The 17,693-nt window shown below is 39.4% G+C and carries 12 protein-coding genes and 1 pseudogene; all 13 read left to right on the plus strand.

The genetic code is table 11. The annotated features are described in order from the left end of the window. The coding region (locus tag JCM19034_RS20050) for an Ig-like domain-containing protein (RefSeq protein WP_231687070.1) at positions 1-1,900 on the plus strand (1,900 nt) is incomplete at its 5' end. A gap of 26 nt (positions 1,901-1,926) precedes the next feature. Beyond that, a complete protein-coding gene (locus JCM19034_RS20055) occupies positions 1,927-3,090 on the plus strand; it encodes an LPXTG cell wall anchor domain-containing protein (protein ID WP_062052557.1) in 1,164 nt (387 codons plus the stop codon). A 493-nt stretch (positions 3,091-3,583) separates the two neighbouring features. Then, the gene (locus tag JCM19034_RS20060) at positions 3,584-4,282 is read left to right on the plus strand and encodes a glycosyltransferase (protein ID WP_062052558.1); all 699 of its coding nucleotides are present in this window, start codon (positions 3,584-3,586) and stop codon (positions 4,280-4,282) included. Then, complete coding sequence (locus JCM19034_RS20065; RefSeq protein ID WP_231687071.1) at positions 4,258-4,773, plus strand: glycosyltransferase; 516 nt, start codon at positions 4,258-4,260, stop codon at positions 4,771-4,773. The genes JCM19034_RS20060 and JCM19034_RS20065 overlap by 25 nt, the downstream gene beginning before the upstream one ends. 45 nt (positions 4,774-4,818) lie before the next feature. After that, positions 4,819-5,840, plus strand: a pseudogene (locus tag JCM19034_RS20070) (glycosyltransferase family 4 protein). 6 nt (positions 5,841-5,846) lie between these two features. Continuing rightward, a complete protein-coding gene (locus JCM19034_RS20075) occupies positions 5,847-6,899 on the plus strand; it encodes a lysylphosphatidylglycerol synthase transmembrane domain-containing protein (RefSeq protein ID WP_062052560.1) in 1,053 nt (350 codons plus the stop codon). 98 nt (positions 6,900-6,997) lie between these two features. After that, complete coding sequence (locus tag JCM19034_RS20080; protein WP_062052561.1) at positions 6,998-7,921, plus strand: histidine kinase N-terminal 7TM domain-containing protein; 924 nt, start codon at positions 6,998-7,000, stop codon at positions 7,919-7,921. Next, positions 7,896-8,786 carry a sensor histidine kinase KdpD gene (locus JCM19034_RS20085; RefSeq protein WP_062052562.1) on the plus strand — a complete coding sequence of 297 codons (891 nt, stop codon included), beginning with the start codon at positions 7,896-7,898 and terminating at the stop codon, positions 8,784-8,786. The genes JCM19034_RS20080 and JCM19034_RS20085 overlap by 26 nt, the downstream gene beginning before the upstream one ends. A 3-nt stretch (positions 8,787-8,789) precedes the next feature. Beyond that, positions 8,790-9,395 (plus strand): response regulator transcription factor, encoded by a 606-nt coding sequence (locus JCM19034_RS20090; RefSeq protein WP_062052563.1) that lies wholly within the window; start codon positions 8,790-8,792, stop codon positions 9,393-9,395. A gap of 101 nt (positions 9,396-9,496) precedes the next feature. After that, the gene (locus JCM19034_RS20095; protein WP_062052564.1) at positions 9,497-10,054 is read left to right on the plus strand and encodes a transposase; all 558 of its coding nucleotides are present in this window, start codon (positions 9,497-9,499) and stop codon (positions 10,052-10,054) included. A 66-nt stretch (positions 10,055-10,120) separates the two neighbouring features. Beyond that, the gene (locus JCM19034_RS20100) at positions 10,121-11,362 is read left to right on the plus strand and encodes a trypsin-like peptidase domain-containing protein (protein ID WP_082394292.1); all 1,242 of its coding nucleotides are present in this window, start codon (positions 10,121-10,123) and stop codon (positions 11,360-11,362) included. Between the two features lie 211 nt (positions 11,363-11,573). Further along, on the plus strand, positions 11,574-12,698 hold the full coding sequence (locus JCM19034_RS20105; RefSeq protein WP_197276466.1) for a response regulator: 1,125 nt from the start codon (positions 11,574-11,576) through the stop codon (positions 12,696-12,698). A 318-nt stretch (positions 12,699-13,016) separates the two neighbouring features. Then, on the plus strand, positions 13,017-17,693 hold a 4,677-nt coding region (locus JCM19034_RS20110), incomplete at its 3' end, for a SpaA isopeptide-forming pilin-related protein (RefSeq protein ID WP_062052566.1).

Below are 17,693 nucleotides of genomic sequence, written 5' to 3' on the forward strand. Positions count from 1 at the left end.
ATACGCGGAATCGGAGCCGTCGGAGCCGGTGGTATATGTAGTAGTCGTCGACAAAACGGTGTTGCAAGAAAAGGTAGAAGATATCGATGCAGAGAATCTTGCTGAGCCAGATTACACAGAAGAAAGCTGGGAAGAGCTAGAGGAAGCGTTGACCAAAGCAAGAGAAGTATTGGACAACGAAGAAGCAACGCAAAAGGAAGTCGATGAAGCGTTAGCGAAATTAGAAGCAGCGTATGAAGGTCTGAAAAAATGGGTACCAGAGGTACAGACTGTAGAGGTTAACGAGCCGAATAAGATTGAGGTAACATTTGATAGACCGATCGCACTAGAAGAATTAGAAGGATTCACTATTGAAGTGGATGGAGAAGAAGTAGAAGTTACTAACTTTGACATCGACGGAGACAAATTAACGTTAACTTTGGGAACAAACATCGAAGCAGGAGACAGTGTCACAGTAAGGTATGTTGACGAAGAAGGCGAACTAGAAGGAACAAATGGAGAGCCGGTAAAAAGCTTCGAAGAAGAAGCAACGAATCATTTGTTCGTCGACAAAACGGCGTTGCAAGAAAAGGTAGAAGAAACGGAAGATCTTGTTGTAACAGATTACACAGAGAAAAGCTGGAAAGAACTTGAGGAAGCGTTGGCCAAAGCAAGAGAAGTATTGGACAACGAAGAAGCAACGCAAAAGGAAGTTGATGAAGCATTAAGTAAGTTAAAAGAATCATTAGACGGCTTAACGTTAAAAGTTGAAATTACAGAGCCTAAAGAAAGTGTCAATGTAAATAAACCGACGATTACTGGAACAGCAACACCAGGCTCAGAGGTAACAATTGAGCTAGAAGACGAAGAAGGCAACAAAGTAACGGGAACGGCAACAGCGGATGAAGACGGGAACTGGACATACACGCCAGACGAACCGTTAGAAAACGGCACATATGAAATTACAGTCACAGCAGAGAAAGATGGCAAAACATCTGAGCCAGTAACTGGAAGCATTGAAATCGAAGTGATCCCAGAGCCAAAACCAGAAGTAACGGTGGAAGAACCAACAGAACCGATTGAAGAAGCAACGCCAACGTTCACTGGAACAGCGACACCAGGCTCATTGGTAACAATCGAATTAACAGACAGTGAAGGCAATAAGGTGACAGGAACGGTTACTGCCGATGAAGAAGGAAATTGGTCATATACACCAAAAGAACCTTTAGAGAATGGCACATATACGATTTCAGTGACAGCAGAAAAAGATGGGGAAAAATCAGAGCTAGTAAGTGGAGTCATCGAAATTGACGTAGCCCCAGTCCCAGAGCCAGAACCAGAAGTAACGGTGGAAGAACCAACAGAACCGATTGATACAGCAACACCGACGATTACTGGGACAGCGACACCAGGCTCATTGGTAACAATCGAGTTAACAGACAGTGAAGGCAATAAAGTGACAGGAACGGTTACTGCCGATGAAGAAGGAAATTGGTCATTTACACCAGACGAACCTTTAGAGAACGGCACATATACCATTACGGTCACTGCTGAGCTTAACGGTAAAACGTCTCCAATTATGTCTGGGGAGCTTACAATCGACACAGTTGATAAATCAGCACTACAAGAGGAAATTGAATTACGTGAAAATCTGGATGAAGAGAACTACTCAACAGACAGCTGGGAAGCTTATCAAACGGCATTAACATATGCACAGTCTGTCTTTGCTAATCCAGAAGCAACACAACAAGAGATTGACGATGCTCAAAAAGTTTTAAAAGAAGCACGCGAAAACTTAACAGTAGACAAGTCTGCATTACAAGCTAAAGTAGACGAGGCTGATCGTTTAGTAGGATCGCACTACAGTCAAGATAGCTGGGTTGACTATCAAGAGGCTCTGGAAAAGGCAGAAGCGTTTTAGCTGATCCAGAGGCAACTCAAACGGAAGTGGATAACGAATTAGCGAAGCTCATCGAAGCTTATAACCGTTTAACGGTTGACAAAGCAGGACTTCAAGAGCGTGTGAATGAGGCCGAATCGTTAACATCTACCGATTACAGTCAAGACAGCTGGAAAGCTTATGAAGAAGCGTTAGAAAAAGCTGAAGACATTTTGTCTAATCCAAATGCGACACAGGATGAAGTGAATGGTGCGTATGCGACATTAGTAGAAGCATATCTTGGGTTAACGGTGAATAAACAACCGCTAGAACAAGAAGTAGCATTTGCTGAGCGATTAGTAGCTACTCACTATAGTGAGGAAAGCTGGAACGCTTATCAAAAAGCATTGGAAAAGGCAGAAGAAGTTTTAGCTAATCCAGAAGCAACTCAAGCTGAAGTGGATGCAGCACTTGATTCATTAGTGGAAGCTTACACGAACTTAACTGTTACGAAGGAAGCTTTAGAAGAACGAGTGAAAGATGCCGATAAGCTTAAGGAAGGTGAGTACAGCGGCTCAAGCTGGAAAGCGTACCAAGCAGCATTAAAGGCAGCAAAAGAAGTACTTGATAATCCAAATGCAACTCAGGAAGAAGTGAACGCTGCGTATGCGAAGTTACTTGAAACGTACAATGGTTTAACGGTTGATAAGAAACCATTGAAGAAGCTAGTAGACGAAGCGGACAAGCTAAACGCTTCAGACTACAGTGCAGCAAGCTGGGCTAATTATCAGAAAGCATTGAAACAAGCAGAAGCGGTTCTTAATGATCCAAATGCAACACAATCAGACATTGCAAAAGCGAAAGAAGCGTTAGAAGCAGCAAAAGACGCGTTAACAGTTGATAAGCAACGATTAGAGGATGAGTACGATGCGTCTAAACGTTTAAATGAAAAGGATTATGACCAACCTAGCTGGAAAGGTCATCAAGACGCACTAGAGCGAGCGAAGGAAGTCCTTGATAATCCGAAAGCAACTCAGTCTGAAGTCGACGAGGCAGTACTAGAACTAGTGGAAGCAAGAGAAGCATTAAAGGAAAAGTCAGAAAGTGATGAAAAAGGATTACCAGATACGGCTACGAACGTATTTAACTGGATGATCGTAGGAGCTATACTACTCCTAATCGGTATCATCACACTTCTTATACAAAAAAGAAGAAAACAAATCATGTCATAACAAACACACTGACGCCAAAAGCTCATAGTAGCTTTTGGCGTCTTTTCTATTAGGAAAGGGGTCAGACCCTTAAAAAATGTAAAAATTAAGAAACTCTTAAGATTGGATTAAGAAAATAGAAATAATTACATATTACAATAAGAAGTAGATCGTTCGGCAACTGCTACTATGTATGTTGAAAACAGCATTTGCATAGAATTACTTTGACAACAGGTAATATCCTAAACGGTAATATATTTAGAAATTGGAAATACGGCGGAGTGTAGGTGAAAACAGTGAGTTAGAAACAACGATAGAGGAAGCTGTTACATGTACCTGTGCAGAGTTAAGTAAGAATAATGGGTTGAATACGTAGTGGAAAAATTTAGGTAAAATAGCTCAAAAAGATACGTCCTAGGCCCTATGAAAATATTTCCAAATAAAGCGATAATAAGAATATATTCGTTTAACTTAACAAAGAACAATCATTACCTGGGGAGAAGGAGGGAAAGTTATGAACATTGGAATATTTACAGATACTTATTACCCACAAATTAACGGTGTCGTAACATCTATTAATCTATTAGAAAAGGAATTGATCAAAAGAGGACATAAAGTATACATTTTTACTTCTACAGACCCTAACGCAGACCTAGTGGAGGAAAAGGGAAAAGTATTTCGTTTTCCAAGCTTACCGTTCATTTTTTTTCCAGAAAGACGCCTCGCTTATTCTGGTCTTATAAAATTGTCACGACTTGTAAATCGGCTCGAACTTGATGTCGTTCATACACATACGGAGTTTTCTTTAGGAATGATGGGAATCTTTGCTGCGAAAAAGAATCACTTACCGATCGTACACACGTACCATACAATGTATGAGGATTACCTGCACTATATTGGAAACGGGAAATTTGTGACGCCGTCCATGGTAAGAAAAGTAAGCAGACTTTATTGCAATCGTATGGATAAAACGATCGTCCCGTCTAAGAAAGTAAAAACGGTCTTGGAGGAGTATGGCGTGAGCAGTGAGATCGAAATCATACCGACTGGAACAGACTTTCAACAATTTGAACCGCAAAAACAAACGATCCATGAGATTGACCAATTAAAGAGACAATTAGGAATTACAGGTGGATCGGTTTTATTATCCGTTGGTCGCCTATCTCAGGAAAAAATGTCGAGGCAATCCTGCGAGCTATGCCAGCTATTCTAAAACAGCAACCGGCTGCTAAGCTCGTTATCGTCGGTGACGGACCGATGAGAAAGAAATTGACTGAATTGGCATCCGCCCTTCAAATTGAAGCTTCCGTTATTTTTACTGGAGCCATCCCGTGGCAGGAAGTAAATAAATATTACCAAATGGGCGACTTGTTTATCAGTGCTTCCACATCCGAAACGCAAGGGTTGACTCTTTCTGAAGCAATCGCTTCGAAAACCCCAGTGGTGGCAATAGCGGATTCAAGCATTGAATCTATACTCATTGACGGTAAAACAGGTTTTGTTTATCAGACGGAGAATGAATTGGCCAATGTGGTCATCAACGCTTTATCTGATGAAGTTCACTTAAAAAGAATCGCTGTTGCCGCATTTGAAAAAAGTCAAAGTTTATCTGTTGCTAACTTTGGCAATCACGTCCTTAATGTGTACCGTGAACTTGTAACGGCAAAACCATCACACAAAAAAGCAAAATCATACGAACTATAGAAGCCAAAACACGCTCTTATTTATTGAAAGGAGGCGGGGCATAAAGTGCTAAAACTTAATATGATGTCATCAGCAGAAAAAGTAAAAGGTCAAGGGGTCGCCTCCGCATTTAGGGAACTCGTCAACTTACTTAATGATAATGATAAAAGCATTTATCAGTTAACTATAAATAAAAATGACTCAGCGGATGTTACACACTATCATACCGTTGACTTCCCGTTTTTCCTGTCTACGTTTGCTTATAAAAAACGAGGAACGAAAGTAGGGTATGTCCACTTCCTTCCAGAAACGTTGGAGGATAGCTTGAAGCTTCCTCCAGGAATAAAATCAATTTTCAATCGTTATTTAATCGCCTTTTATAAGCGGATGGATTGGCTTGTTGTCGTTAATCCGACATTCATACATAAATTAGAAGTACATGGAATCGATAAAAGAAAAATAGTGTTCATCCCCAATTTTGTTTCAAAAAAAGCGTTCCATCCCGTCGGAGAAGTGGAAAAGCTGGAAAAGCGAAGAACATATGGAATCTCTGAAAAGTCCTTTGTCGTTATAGGGGCTGGTCAAGTACAGTACCGAAAAGGTGTACTGGATTTTGTCGAAGTTGCTAAGCAATTACCGGATATCCAGTTTATTTGGGCTGGCGGATTTTCTTTCGGAACAATGACCGCGGGGTACAAAGAGTTAAAAAAATATATGACAATCCACCGGAAAACGTCCGATTTACCGGGATTCTTGATCGTTCAGAAATGAAAGACTACTATAATTTGTCGGACATGCTATTTTTGCCGTCCTACAACGAGCTTTTTCCGATGACCATTCTTGAGGCGATGAGTAGCGGTCTTCCGATTCTTATCAGGGATTTGGAATTATACACAGCTATACTGGACGGCTTCTACAATAAAGGAGGTACGATTGAAGAATTTACTTCAACCATTCAGAGGCTAAAAAGTGAACCGAGCTTTTATGAAGAAGCAAAGGAGAAAGCTGCCAAAGGAGCAGCCAATTATTCCGAGGAGCGCCTCTGGGGAATATGGAAGGATTTTTATCATGAAATCAGTAGGAAATAAGGAACGATGAAAAGTAGACTGTTTCAAATTATTCTAGTATTTACTATTAGTTTTGGTTTTATTGCTTACCATTTTAGGAAGGTAGATATCGCTACCGTCTGGATTGGGCTAAAAAGTGCTAATGTATTTTGGCTTTTCGGTGGAATGGGTGCAATGTTTTTATATTGGCTACTTGAAGCATTCGTTCTTCATCGGATATCAAAGGAAGTAAATGGTCGGCAAAATGTATGGCAATCATTCAAGATTACGATGGCCGGCCAATTTTTTAACACGATTACCCCGTTTGCTAGTGGTGGTCAACCAGCACAATTATATATGCTGAGCAAAATTGGAATGGACATTGGCTCAGGAAGCTCTGTCCTGCTAATTAAATTTATCATCTATCAGGCTATGCTCGTAATTAATTCCTTTATTGTCCTGTTGTTCGGATATCGTTATTTACTGAATGGAGCCATTCCTAATTTGAGTGTGCTGATCATAGTTGGCTTTGCCCTCAATGCGATAGTCGTTGTCGCTTTAATAACAGTAGGAAAAAGCAAGAGGGTGGCATCCTCTATTGTTCATACACTGTTAAAACCAGTTTCTCTTTTTCTAAAAAAGGAAAAGACGGCAGCGTTGAAAGTTACGGTCGATCAAAAACTGCATTCCTTTCATCTTGAGAGCAAGCGATTGAGCTTTGATTATAAATTGCTATTCCAATGCAGTACGTTGACAACTGTGCAATTATGGTTGTTTTTCAGCATTCCGTACTTTGTATTGCAAGGTGTTGGGGTTACGCAGCTTAATCCATTTCAAATCATTGACTTTCACGCGTTTATCATGATGTTTTCCTCGTTGATTCCGATCCCCGGTGGAAGTGGCGGAGCTGAGCTATGCTTTTCACTGCTGTTCGGTCTTATCCTTGATCCCGCCCCCCTTGTCTTAAGTTTGTTTTTGTGGAGATTTATCACCTATTACAGCTGTATTCTATTCGGCTCCCTTTCCTTATTGTCAAAAAAAGAGACCAGTCGCCGTCACCTTATCCAAGAGGGTCAGACCCAATTTACAAAAATAATATAGTAAAGGGGTCAGACCCCTTTTTATATTTAAGTGTTTACAAAGTCCTAGGATATTCATATTATTAATATAGGAGTTGAATAGGTCGGAGGTTACATAATATGGATTACCCCTATTTTTTGTTTTCACTTTTATTAGTAACAACTGGTTGCATCATGTATATTTCATATTTAGCATGGAAAAAGAGAGGGAACTCTGCAATTCTCTGTTTTTTCTATGGTATGTGTGCCTGTTGCTTTTATTCTTTTGGCTATGCGTTTGAGCTAATCAGTACGACCTTAGAGCAAATACAATTTTGGTTGAAGATTCAATATATTGGTATTTCTTTCGGAACACTTATTTGGTTTTATACGATCGTACTTTTCACAAATCATAGGTGGTTCCTAAAGAATAGGGTTCGCCTCTTAATGATGGTCATTCCAGTAATGACACTTATTAGTCACTACACAAACGATTGGCATCACTTATACTATAAAACCATCACCCTAAATGTAATAGACGACTTTACTTTCGTCTCTACAACATTAGGCCCTTTATACATCATTCATGCTATATTTAACTATCTCCTCTTTTTTATGACATTGGCCATGTTAATTCGAATGTATCGCAAAGTAAATACGCAAAAAAAGAAGCAAGTCATGTTAATGATAATCGGATCGTTTGGGCCGTATGGGATGTCCCTCATTTATGTATCTGGTGTATTAAATGTCCCTATTGACATTACCCCATTTGGCTTCCTTTTCTTAGGTGCGTGCTTTATATTGGGAATTTACCGCTATAACATGCTGGAATTAGTCCCGCATGCACTACAAAAGGTATTTGAATCAATGAAGGATGCTGTTATTGTCCTTGATTTAGAGTATAGGATTTCAAGTTATAACGAGTCTGCCAAGAAAATTGTTAACAGCTTAAATAGTAAGAAAATGATAGGACAAGCAGCGGCAGACGTATTTTCCCCTTACCCAGAATTAATCAATCTGATCAAAGATGGGGCAAAAAGTGAAAGAAAAAGTCAAAATAATTAGACAAAACAGGCCTAGCTATTATCAAGTTTACGTGTCAGATGTTTTAGATAAAGGTCAGCACCCGATTGGGAAAATGCTGATGCTAAGCGATATTACAGAATCAGTCTTGTATGAAGAAAACCTGCTTTTTAAATCGAAACAGTTAAAGGAATTAAACGCATTTAAAGATAAAATGTTTACCGTCATTGCCCATGATATTCGTGATCCACTATCCATGCTAGTAAGTTTAGCAGATATACAAAAAGAGGAGGCCGAAATGGATGGTAGGGAGCAGGACGAGGTCACACAGGAAATTGAGAAACAAATAAAAAATACATATACGCTAGTAGAAGGACTACTAGATTGGGTAAGAAGCCAAAAGGGAGGTATGGTTTTCAACCCATTTATATGGAATTTATCTGAAATTGTAAAAAGTAATATGAGGTTGCTAGATATACAAAGTGACCGTAAACAGGTGAAGCTGGTTTCAGAAATCAACAGTGACATTATGATATATGCGGATAAGGAAATGGTAGATTTAATTATTCGAAACCTGCTCTCAAATGCGATTAAATTTACTAATTCTGGAGGCGTCATACAAATTAAGGAGGAGGTAATGGATGATCAAGTAGTCATATCAGTTAAGGATACAGGAATCGGAATAAATCAAGAGCTAGCAGAAAAATTGTGGAGGGATGAAGGAAGTTTAAAATCCTCAATAGGTACTGCTGGCGAAAAAGGAATTGGCTTAGGATTAAAGCTATGCAGGGACTTTGTCAAAATAAACGGAGGGGAAATGTGGTTTGATAGCATCCCAAATGAAGGGAGTACCTTTTACTTCAGTATCCCCTTATCCAATAGCAGCTTTGTGGAGAGGATGGGCTAAGATATGAAAGTGGTAATCATTGATGACGAAAAAGCGATGCACTTAATTATAAAACGGTTACTTGGCAAAATCACTTACGTTGAAGTTGTCGGCTGTTTTCACGATACGAAAACGGCATATTCCTTTTTACAAAGCCATGAAGTGAACGTAGCCTTTGTCGATATTAGTATGCCTTGGGAAAATGGCCTAGATTTTGCGAAACGATTAAGAGAAACGAATAGTCATATTACGCTCGTTTTTATTACCTCTCACAAAGAACACGCCCTAGCTGCGTATGATGTTTATGCTTATGATTATATTGTGAAACCACTTTCTCAAAAACGATTGCAACAAACTGTAGAGCGGATTAATCTGGAGAAAATGGCACATGAGGAGCGTGGTACTGACACGCCACCTAATCTCCTTGAGACACTAACCAAAAGAGAGCACGAAATTTTGCGTCACCTTAGTAGCGGGAAGTCTAATAAAGAAATTGCCGTTACGTTTAAATTGACGGAAGGTACGGTAAAAAATCACCTTGTAAACATTTTTGGTAAACTCCAGGTGAAAAATAGAGTGCAAGCTACCGTCGTTGCAAAAAAATTAGGGGTCAGACCCCCAATTGGGTAACGCACTGTTCATAGCAGGAATCACACGAAAAAGTGTAGAAGTATATACAAAAGGGGGTCAGACCCCTTTTCAAAGACCCACATAGCAAGGAGGAATACTATTTGCCACGTAAGCCACGAGTTTGGTTTCCAGGGGCGACCTATCATATTACGAGCCGTGGAAATCGACGATCTTCTATCTTTAACGATTCTCAAGATTATTTAATGTATTTATCCCTTCTTGAACAAACCCGTTCTAATTGTCCGTTCCACCTACATGCCTACTGTTTAATGACAAATCACCTTCACCTTCTTCTCGAAACGATTAATACCCCAACGAAAAGGATTATTCAAAGAACCCATTCCCTATATGCGAGTTACTTCAACAAGCGTTATGATACGAGTGGCCACTTATTTCAAGGACGTTATTATGCAGATATGATTAAAGATGTCTCTCATTTCTTAACCGTAAGTAAGTATATTCACCTCAACCCAGTTGACGCTAAGATGGTACCCCAGCCTGAAGATTACCGTTGGAGCAGCTATGCTGGTTATATGTCCTCACGTAAAGATCCCCACATTAAAACAGATAAAGTTCTCTCCTATTTCTTCCAATCACCTATTCAAAATTATCGTCAATATGTAGAAGGGTCAGACCCCAAAAGTAGGTCTGTGCTATAATAGAGGCAGTGGTTTGGTGGTTTAGGGTCAGACCCCCAAGAACCCCATAAAAGGAGCGGAGAGACTATGTATTGTCCAAAGTGCGGAATGCAGATGGCTGCAGGAGATAAATATTGCCGTAAGTGTGGGGGAAAGAGAAGAGGGTATTTCCCTTATTTTTTGGTTGTGCTTATTAGTTTACTAGCTATAGGATTTTTCGCGTTTGATGCGATGAAGTTTCTAGATAAGGATGAGGCATCCGTATATAAAGTTCAAGAACATCAACAAGTGACGGCGTCGACGTCAGAGGAGAAGGAGCAAGTAGCACAAGAAATCGAACAGCCCGAGGATGAAGAACTGATTCGTGAACTGACGGATATTATTGCCGATGCACAGCAAACCGTTTACACGATAGAATCTGAATATAGTCAAGGGTCGGGCTTCCTCTACAATGATGAAGGGATTGTTGTTACGAATGCACATGTGGTAGAAGGAAATACGGATGTCGTTGTAACGACGATACAGGAAACAAAGCACCGTGGCAAAGTAATTGGTTATTCAAATGAAAATGACGTAGCGATTATTCGCGTAGATGATTTCGTAGGACGTAGTCCATCCAACATAGAAGTTGACGAAAAGTCACTCGTTGGTGAAGAAGTAATCGCGCTTGGAAGTCCACTTGGGCTTGAGAATACAGCAACAATGGGGTATGTTACTGGCGTCGATCGCAGCTTCTATATTGACCATTACTCTTATTCGAACTTATATCAAATATCAGCACCGATTGCACCGGGTAGTAGCGGTGGACCGCTAGTATCGCAAAAGACAGAAAAAGTGATCGCGATTAATTCGGTACAAGATACAAGAAATACAACCATTGGCTTCAGTATACCGATTTATACAGTTCACTCTATGATCGAAACATGGATCGAGCAACCGATGTCAGAGGAAGACATTTATGCACAATTCTACTATACTGATGATCTCTTTTATTTTGATTATTTATGGGAGCTTGAGGATGGTTGGTATTTCGACGATGGCAGTTACTCGGACGAAGATGTGTATTACGAGTATTGGGAATACGATTTCTGGGAATGGTACGATGAATACTGGGAAGAGTACTATGACTACTGGTATGATGACGAGTTTGATGATTGGTATGATGAATACGAAGATTGGTATGATGAAGAAGATTTTGATTGGTATGACGCTGATTATGACTGGGATGACGACGAAGAATATGATTGGGACTATGATGATTGGTACGACGCCGAGGATTACGATTGGTTCTATGATGAAGAGTACGATGATGAGTGGTGGTATGAGTAGAACTAAGTTTAACGTGTTTGTTTAATCCATTCCAATAATAAGCTTCTCTAGAATAAACTCTACGGTACCTTTGTCAAAAATATTTACATTCATTAATGTATTGTCTAATAATATGGAAAAAAACAAATAATATGGATTTTGGCTATACCTAGTTATAAAAAAATGTTACGATAAAGAGAGTATGTAAATTTCTGTATGAATGGTGAATGCGATGATACGTGCTATAATAATTGATGATGAACCATTGGCGATTCAGTTACTTCAGAGTAAGTTAGAAGGAATGAAGGAATACAGCATTGTCGGAACATATGTGTCTGGGGTGGATTTGCAAGAAAAGGTGGATGTCGTTGATTTTGATGTCGCATTTATTGATATTAACATGAAGGGGATAAACGGCATTGATTTAGCGGAATTTCTACTTTCGAAAAAGGAAAAGCTACAAGTCGTTTTCGTGACAGCGTATGAGGAGTATGCTGTTCGTGCTTTTGAACTGCATGCTGTTGATTATTTGCTTAAGCCTGTTTCAAATCAGCGGTTAGAGAAGACGACGAAGCGTTTATTAGAAACCGTTACTCTCTTTCATTCAGAAGATGAGGTACGTGAATCAGGAACAGTTAGTATAGGCTGTTTTTTAGAACTGATGGTTTATCATAACCAGGATCTCGTAAGTTGGAAGACTTCTAAAGTGAAGGAGTTATTTGCCTTTTTGTTAACGCATCATAAGCAGTACATTGATCGAGATCTGATTATTGAGGCTCTATGGCCAAATGATGATTATAAAAAGTCAAAAATTCATTTGCATACGTGTATTTATCACTTACGAAAGCTTCTGAGAACGTTAGGGTTCGATCAAGCAATTTTATTCTCTGATAAATGTTATTTGCTATCACTTCAGAACGTGCAAATTGATGTCGATGAATGGCTGGAATTAATGAAGAACTTTGAACAAAATCTTGATACGTTTACAGATGAACAATTTATGCGAATGATAACCCTATATAAAGGGAAATATTTAGAGCGTAATGATTATTCATGGGCTAGGGATGAAGCTTTTACATATCACTATAAGATGGTCTCATTCTTAAAGACAATGAAAGTGAAGTATAGCCAAAAAGGACAGTATGAGAAGTCGTTGAAATGCTTATCACTACTGTTTAAGGATGACCCATATTCAGAGAAATTATTAAAAGAAATGCTTGATCAGCTTATTCACATTGGACAGAAAAGTGAAGCACATTCATTATATATTGAATTTGTTGAGCGGATTCAACAGGACTTAGGTATGGAACCATCATATGAGTTAACAAATTTCTATTATCATCTAGTGAATGAATAGTTACGTTTACTAAGCCATAAACCATTGTAGGAACGGATAAATCCCTTCGATGGTTTTTTATTATGCTTGGAAGAATACAATGTAGCTGCTAGATAGTTCATAGTATGTACGTAATTAGTATAAAGAGGCGATTGAATAGATGAAATTCTATTCAATCGCCTCTTTTTTATGGGATAAATCGTAAAACCGATAAAAATCTAGAAAAATATTAGTAATTTATTAGCTAGCAAGCAAATACAAATGGAAAAGGAGGATAGTGGAAAAGATATATTTTTCCCAATCTGACGACTAATAGGATTGAGGAGGAAACGTGAAGGAATGGTGAAAAAAAAGCTTTCATTACTAATGCTGTCGTTTCTGTTAGTGTTTAGTGCGTTTCAACATGCTAGTATCGCCATCGCAGAAGGGGGTAACATTCCTCAAGATGAGCCGGAAGAGCTAGAGGCATTTACAACCAACAATGAGGTAGATAAAGAGGAAGCTCTTGAAGAAGAGGACCTAGAAAAAGAGCATGAGGAAAAAGAACCAGATCAACTAGATGAGACTGATGAAAAAGAGCCGAAACCGATAAACGAGACGGAAGAAAGCGAAAGTGAACGAGAAGCTAAGAAGGACGAGCTAGAAAAAGAACGGGAAGCAGAGCAGGAAGAGAAAGAAAGTGAACGAGAAGAAAAGCAAGAAGAGAAAGAAAGTGAACGAGAAGAAAAGCAAGAAGAACTAGAGATAGAATCAGAAGCTGAAACGGAAGAAAAGGAACAAGTAGAGGAAATTGAAGAGGAAATAATGGATGAGGCTGAGGAAGAATTGGACGAGGATTCATTAGAACTGGAAACAGCTGAGCTAGGAAGCGTATTAATTGAGGAGAATATCATTACATCTGCTCAATTGTTTCTAATCAATGAGAACGGGCAACTGGTTGATGTGCCTCAGCCAATGCCGCATCCATCTGAAAAGGTATTAGACTTGGCACTGCAGTACACGTGGGAGCTCCGTGATAAGCCGTCGGGTAATCATGGTTATACGGCGGGGGCTAGTTTTGAGTTTCAGCTACCGGATGTGTTTCAAGTGTACAATGAAGTAAGTGGCGAGCTTCAAGATAGTAGCGGGCTAAGCTTTGGAACGTATCAGTTAGATAAAAATAGAAATGTGACAATGATTTTTAATGAAAATATTGAAGGCCGCTTTAATGTGAAGGGAACGTTAGAATTCCGAACGATGATTAGAGAAGACTTATCAGGAGATTTAGACCAAACGATCGTTATTGACATCGTAGATAACGATGTCGTCAGAATTCCTATCTCTTTTGAATCCAATATTAAGACAACCATTGACAAGCGTGGTGTGCCAAATCGCACGTATAACGCAGAAACCATTCAGTGGCAAGTAGATTTTAATAAAAGCCTTGATACGATTTCAAATGCTGTCTTGAGCGATCCGATTCAAGCAGGGCAAATCGTTGATATAGATTCCATTCGACTGTACGAGCTGCAAATTGATTTAGGTGGAAACGTTACTGTCGGCAATGAAGTTCATCCTGGGCGATACGAGATAAGCGGCGATGAAACCGGATTTGACCTAATATTTAACGAACCAATTGATTCAGCTTATCGGTTGGAATTTGAAACAATCATCACGGACGATGACCAACAAAACTTTGGTAATAAAGCAACCCTTAAAGGAAATGAGATAAACGATTTACCAGCGGAAGCGTGGGTATGGACTGGTCGTGGCCAGCCATTGGAAAAGAGAGCGGTAGATTATGACGGAACAACCCAGACGATTACGTGGGAAATTAAGCTAAATTATAATGAACGCTCCTTATCAAAAGAACAATCAGTTGTAAGCGATTGGTTTAGTAACACTCATAAATTTGTCGACGGTAGTTTGAACGTGTATGAGGTTGAAATTGATGAGAATGGACACGAGAGTTCATTATCTGAGGTTTCGGAAAGTGCTTACCAGTTTATAACAACCTCAAGAGAAGGTGCAAATGGCTTTGAACTGCAATTTAATCAAGGAATCGATCGTGCATATAAAGTGACGTATCAAACGCAGTCAATTGATCGTGTCTTTGATTATGAACATATATCAAATACAGTTGAATTTAACGACGATAGCAAAACAGTAGATAGAGAAATTTGGCAGCATATATTAGGCAAATGGCATGAAAATGTAGACTATAAGAACAAGACCGTTGATTGGTATATCGTTGTTAATGAAGATGGATATGAGATGAATTCACTTATTTTAACAGATACGTTTTCGAATAAGGGTTTAACGATGATTGATGGCTCACTAACGATCGATGATCTAGATGAGTCTTACTATGAAGTCATTTACGGTGAAGATGGTTTTCAAATTCGATTTAAAGATACTATAAATGAGAAAATTGTTATACGCTATACGACAAAGTTTGATTATGAAAAAAGAAAGGATAAAGATAAAAATTACTTCCTCAACGATGTTCATTTAGAATGGAAGGATGAAAATAACGAAAAGAACGAGACGGATGGATCATTTCGATTTGAACCAGATCACTTTACACAGACAAATGGTTTTAAAGGTGGATCATATAATGCGATAACGAAAGAAATCACGTGGACGATTGGTGTGAATTATAATTTACGAGAAATTGAAAATGCCAAAGTGATTGATTACATTTTAGGAAATCAAGCTTTAGTTGAGGACTCTATTAAAGTGTATCCTGGTCGTATGCAGGGAGGACAAAATCAGTTTGATCGTGGAGAAACGCCTCTCTCTCAAGATGAATACAGCATTGAGCTTGTAACAGATTCAGAAGAGAATCCCGGATTTTCAATAGACCTAGGTTCGATTAACAGTGCATACATTATTGAATATAAGACGACTTTGGAAGATCAATTAATAGAGCAAACATATAAAAATACAGCCTATTTGTTTGATGGGACTGACAAGCTTGCGGAGTTAGATGCTTCGGTCAGTGTCCATGATGGTGGAACGTATACGAAGAAGCGGGGTCAACAAGATGGTCGTGTTGTTAACTGGGAAATTGAAATAAACTCGGGGCAATCAACGTTATCGAATGTTGTTTTAACTGATGTCCCTACTCCGAACCAAGTTATTATGCAAGATAGCTTTGTTCTGTACCCAACGAATGTGGCAGAGAATGGCCACCTGACAATTAATGAAGATGAGCCGTTAGTTGAAGGAGTCGATTATCAGCTAGAGTTTCTTATCAATGATGACGATGTAGAGTACTTTACGGTGAGTTTTAATGATTCAATTGATCGTGCTTTTGTCCTGCGATATCAAACATTTATTATGGCAGGAAATGGCGAATATGTAGCAAACAACGCTAAGCTAACAGGATCTGAAAATATCCCGACAGATACCGACACATCAGAACGGGTTCAAGTCCGGATTACAGAAGGTATAGGTACAGGTTCAGGTGAAACAGGACAATTGACAATTAAGAAGACCGATGCAGATGGTTTGTTATTAGAAGGTGCGACATTTGCCCTTTATGATGAGACAGAAGCGATTTTGATTCGTACAGGGGAAACGGATGAAAATGGGGAGCTCACGTTTAAAAACATTCTATACGGAAACTATGTTGTGAAGGAATTAGAGGCACCGGATGGGTATTTGCTTCGTTATGAGTCAGAATCTGTGACGGTAAACGAACCGGTAAATGTTGTGACGTTTGTGAACGAGAAGCTTGTTAATGAGGTTGAGCTTTTGAAGGTTGATCGCTTTGATGATCGTCCTCTAGCAGGAGCACAATTTGAACTACGTCGAGCTGATCAATCGGTCGTTGGCACATATGAAACGGATGAAAATGGCTTAATTATCGTGACGTATCTAGAACCAGGTGAATACGAGTTTGTTGAAATAAAAGCACCTGAAGGTTATGCAGATGATCAGCTAGCAGTGGAAGATTTCGAAATAAAAGACAATCAGCTAGAACGTGTAACTCTTAAGGTTGACAATGAGATGAAGACGGGTTCGGTTTTATTAGAAAAAGTTGATGATTCAAGTGGGCAAGTTTTAGAGGGAGCCATTTTTCAATTACTTGATTCATCAGGTGAAATCATTGAAGAATCGTTAACAACAAATGAGGACGGGCAGATTGTAGTCGAGGATTTACGTCCGGGTCACTATCAATTTGTAGAGATTGAAGCTCCTGAAGATTATGAATTAGATTCAGAGCCATATCCGTTTGAAATCGTCCACTCACAAGAAAATCGTCTTGAACTTACTGCTGAAAATCGATTAATACGAGGTTCAGTCCAATTGCAAAAGGTTGATGATGTCACAGGCGAGCCGTTACGTGGGGCAGTCTTTGATTTAGAAACCATTGATGGAGAGCTAGTACAAGAAGGGCTTATAAGCGATGAAGAAGGTCGTATCGTCGTTAGCGATCTACTCCCAGGTGAGTACCGCTTTATTGAAGTAGAGGCACCAGAAGATTACCAGTTAAACAAAAAGCCAGTACAGTTAGAAATAGAACGTTCTCAATCAGAAAGAGCCGAATTAACGTTTGAAAACAGTTTGATTCCGGGAGCAGTTGAGCTAACAAAAGTCGATGATGTTACAGGTGAACCGTTAGCGGGAGCTGTATTCAATATTGTTGATGAAAATGGCGAAATCGTTAAGGAAAACGTGATGACAGGTGAGTCTGGCCGCATTGTGGTTGATAACCTACGCCCAGGTCACTATCAGTTTATGGAAGTGAGAGCACCAGAGCATTACGTATTAGATGAAACGCCGCTTTCGTTTGAAATTGAGCACTCACAGAAGACGGCGGTTGAGGTTAGGAAAGAGAATCAACTCATTTCAGGTTCGGTAGAGCTTGTAAAAATTGATGTTGATACTGAAACGCTGCTAGAAGGTGCGATTTTCCGTCTTGAGGATGCAGAAGGAAATGTCCTTGAAGAAGCACTTGAAACCGATAAAAATGGTCGCATTGTGGTTGAGAATTTACGTCCAGGAAATTACAAGTTTATCGAGACCCGA

Origin of the sequence: Bacillus sp. JCM 19034 (genome assembly GCF_001310635.1) — a bacterium.
Lineage (GTDB): Bacteria > Bacillota > Bacilli > Bacillales > Bacillaceae_D > Halalkalibacter.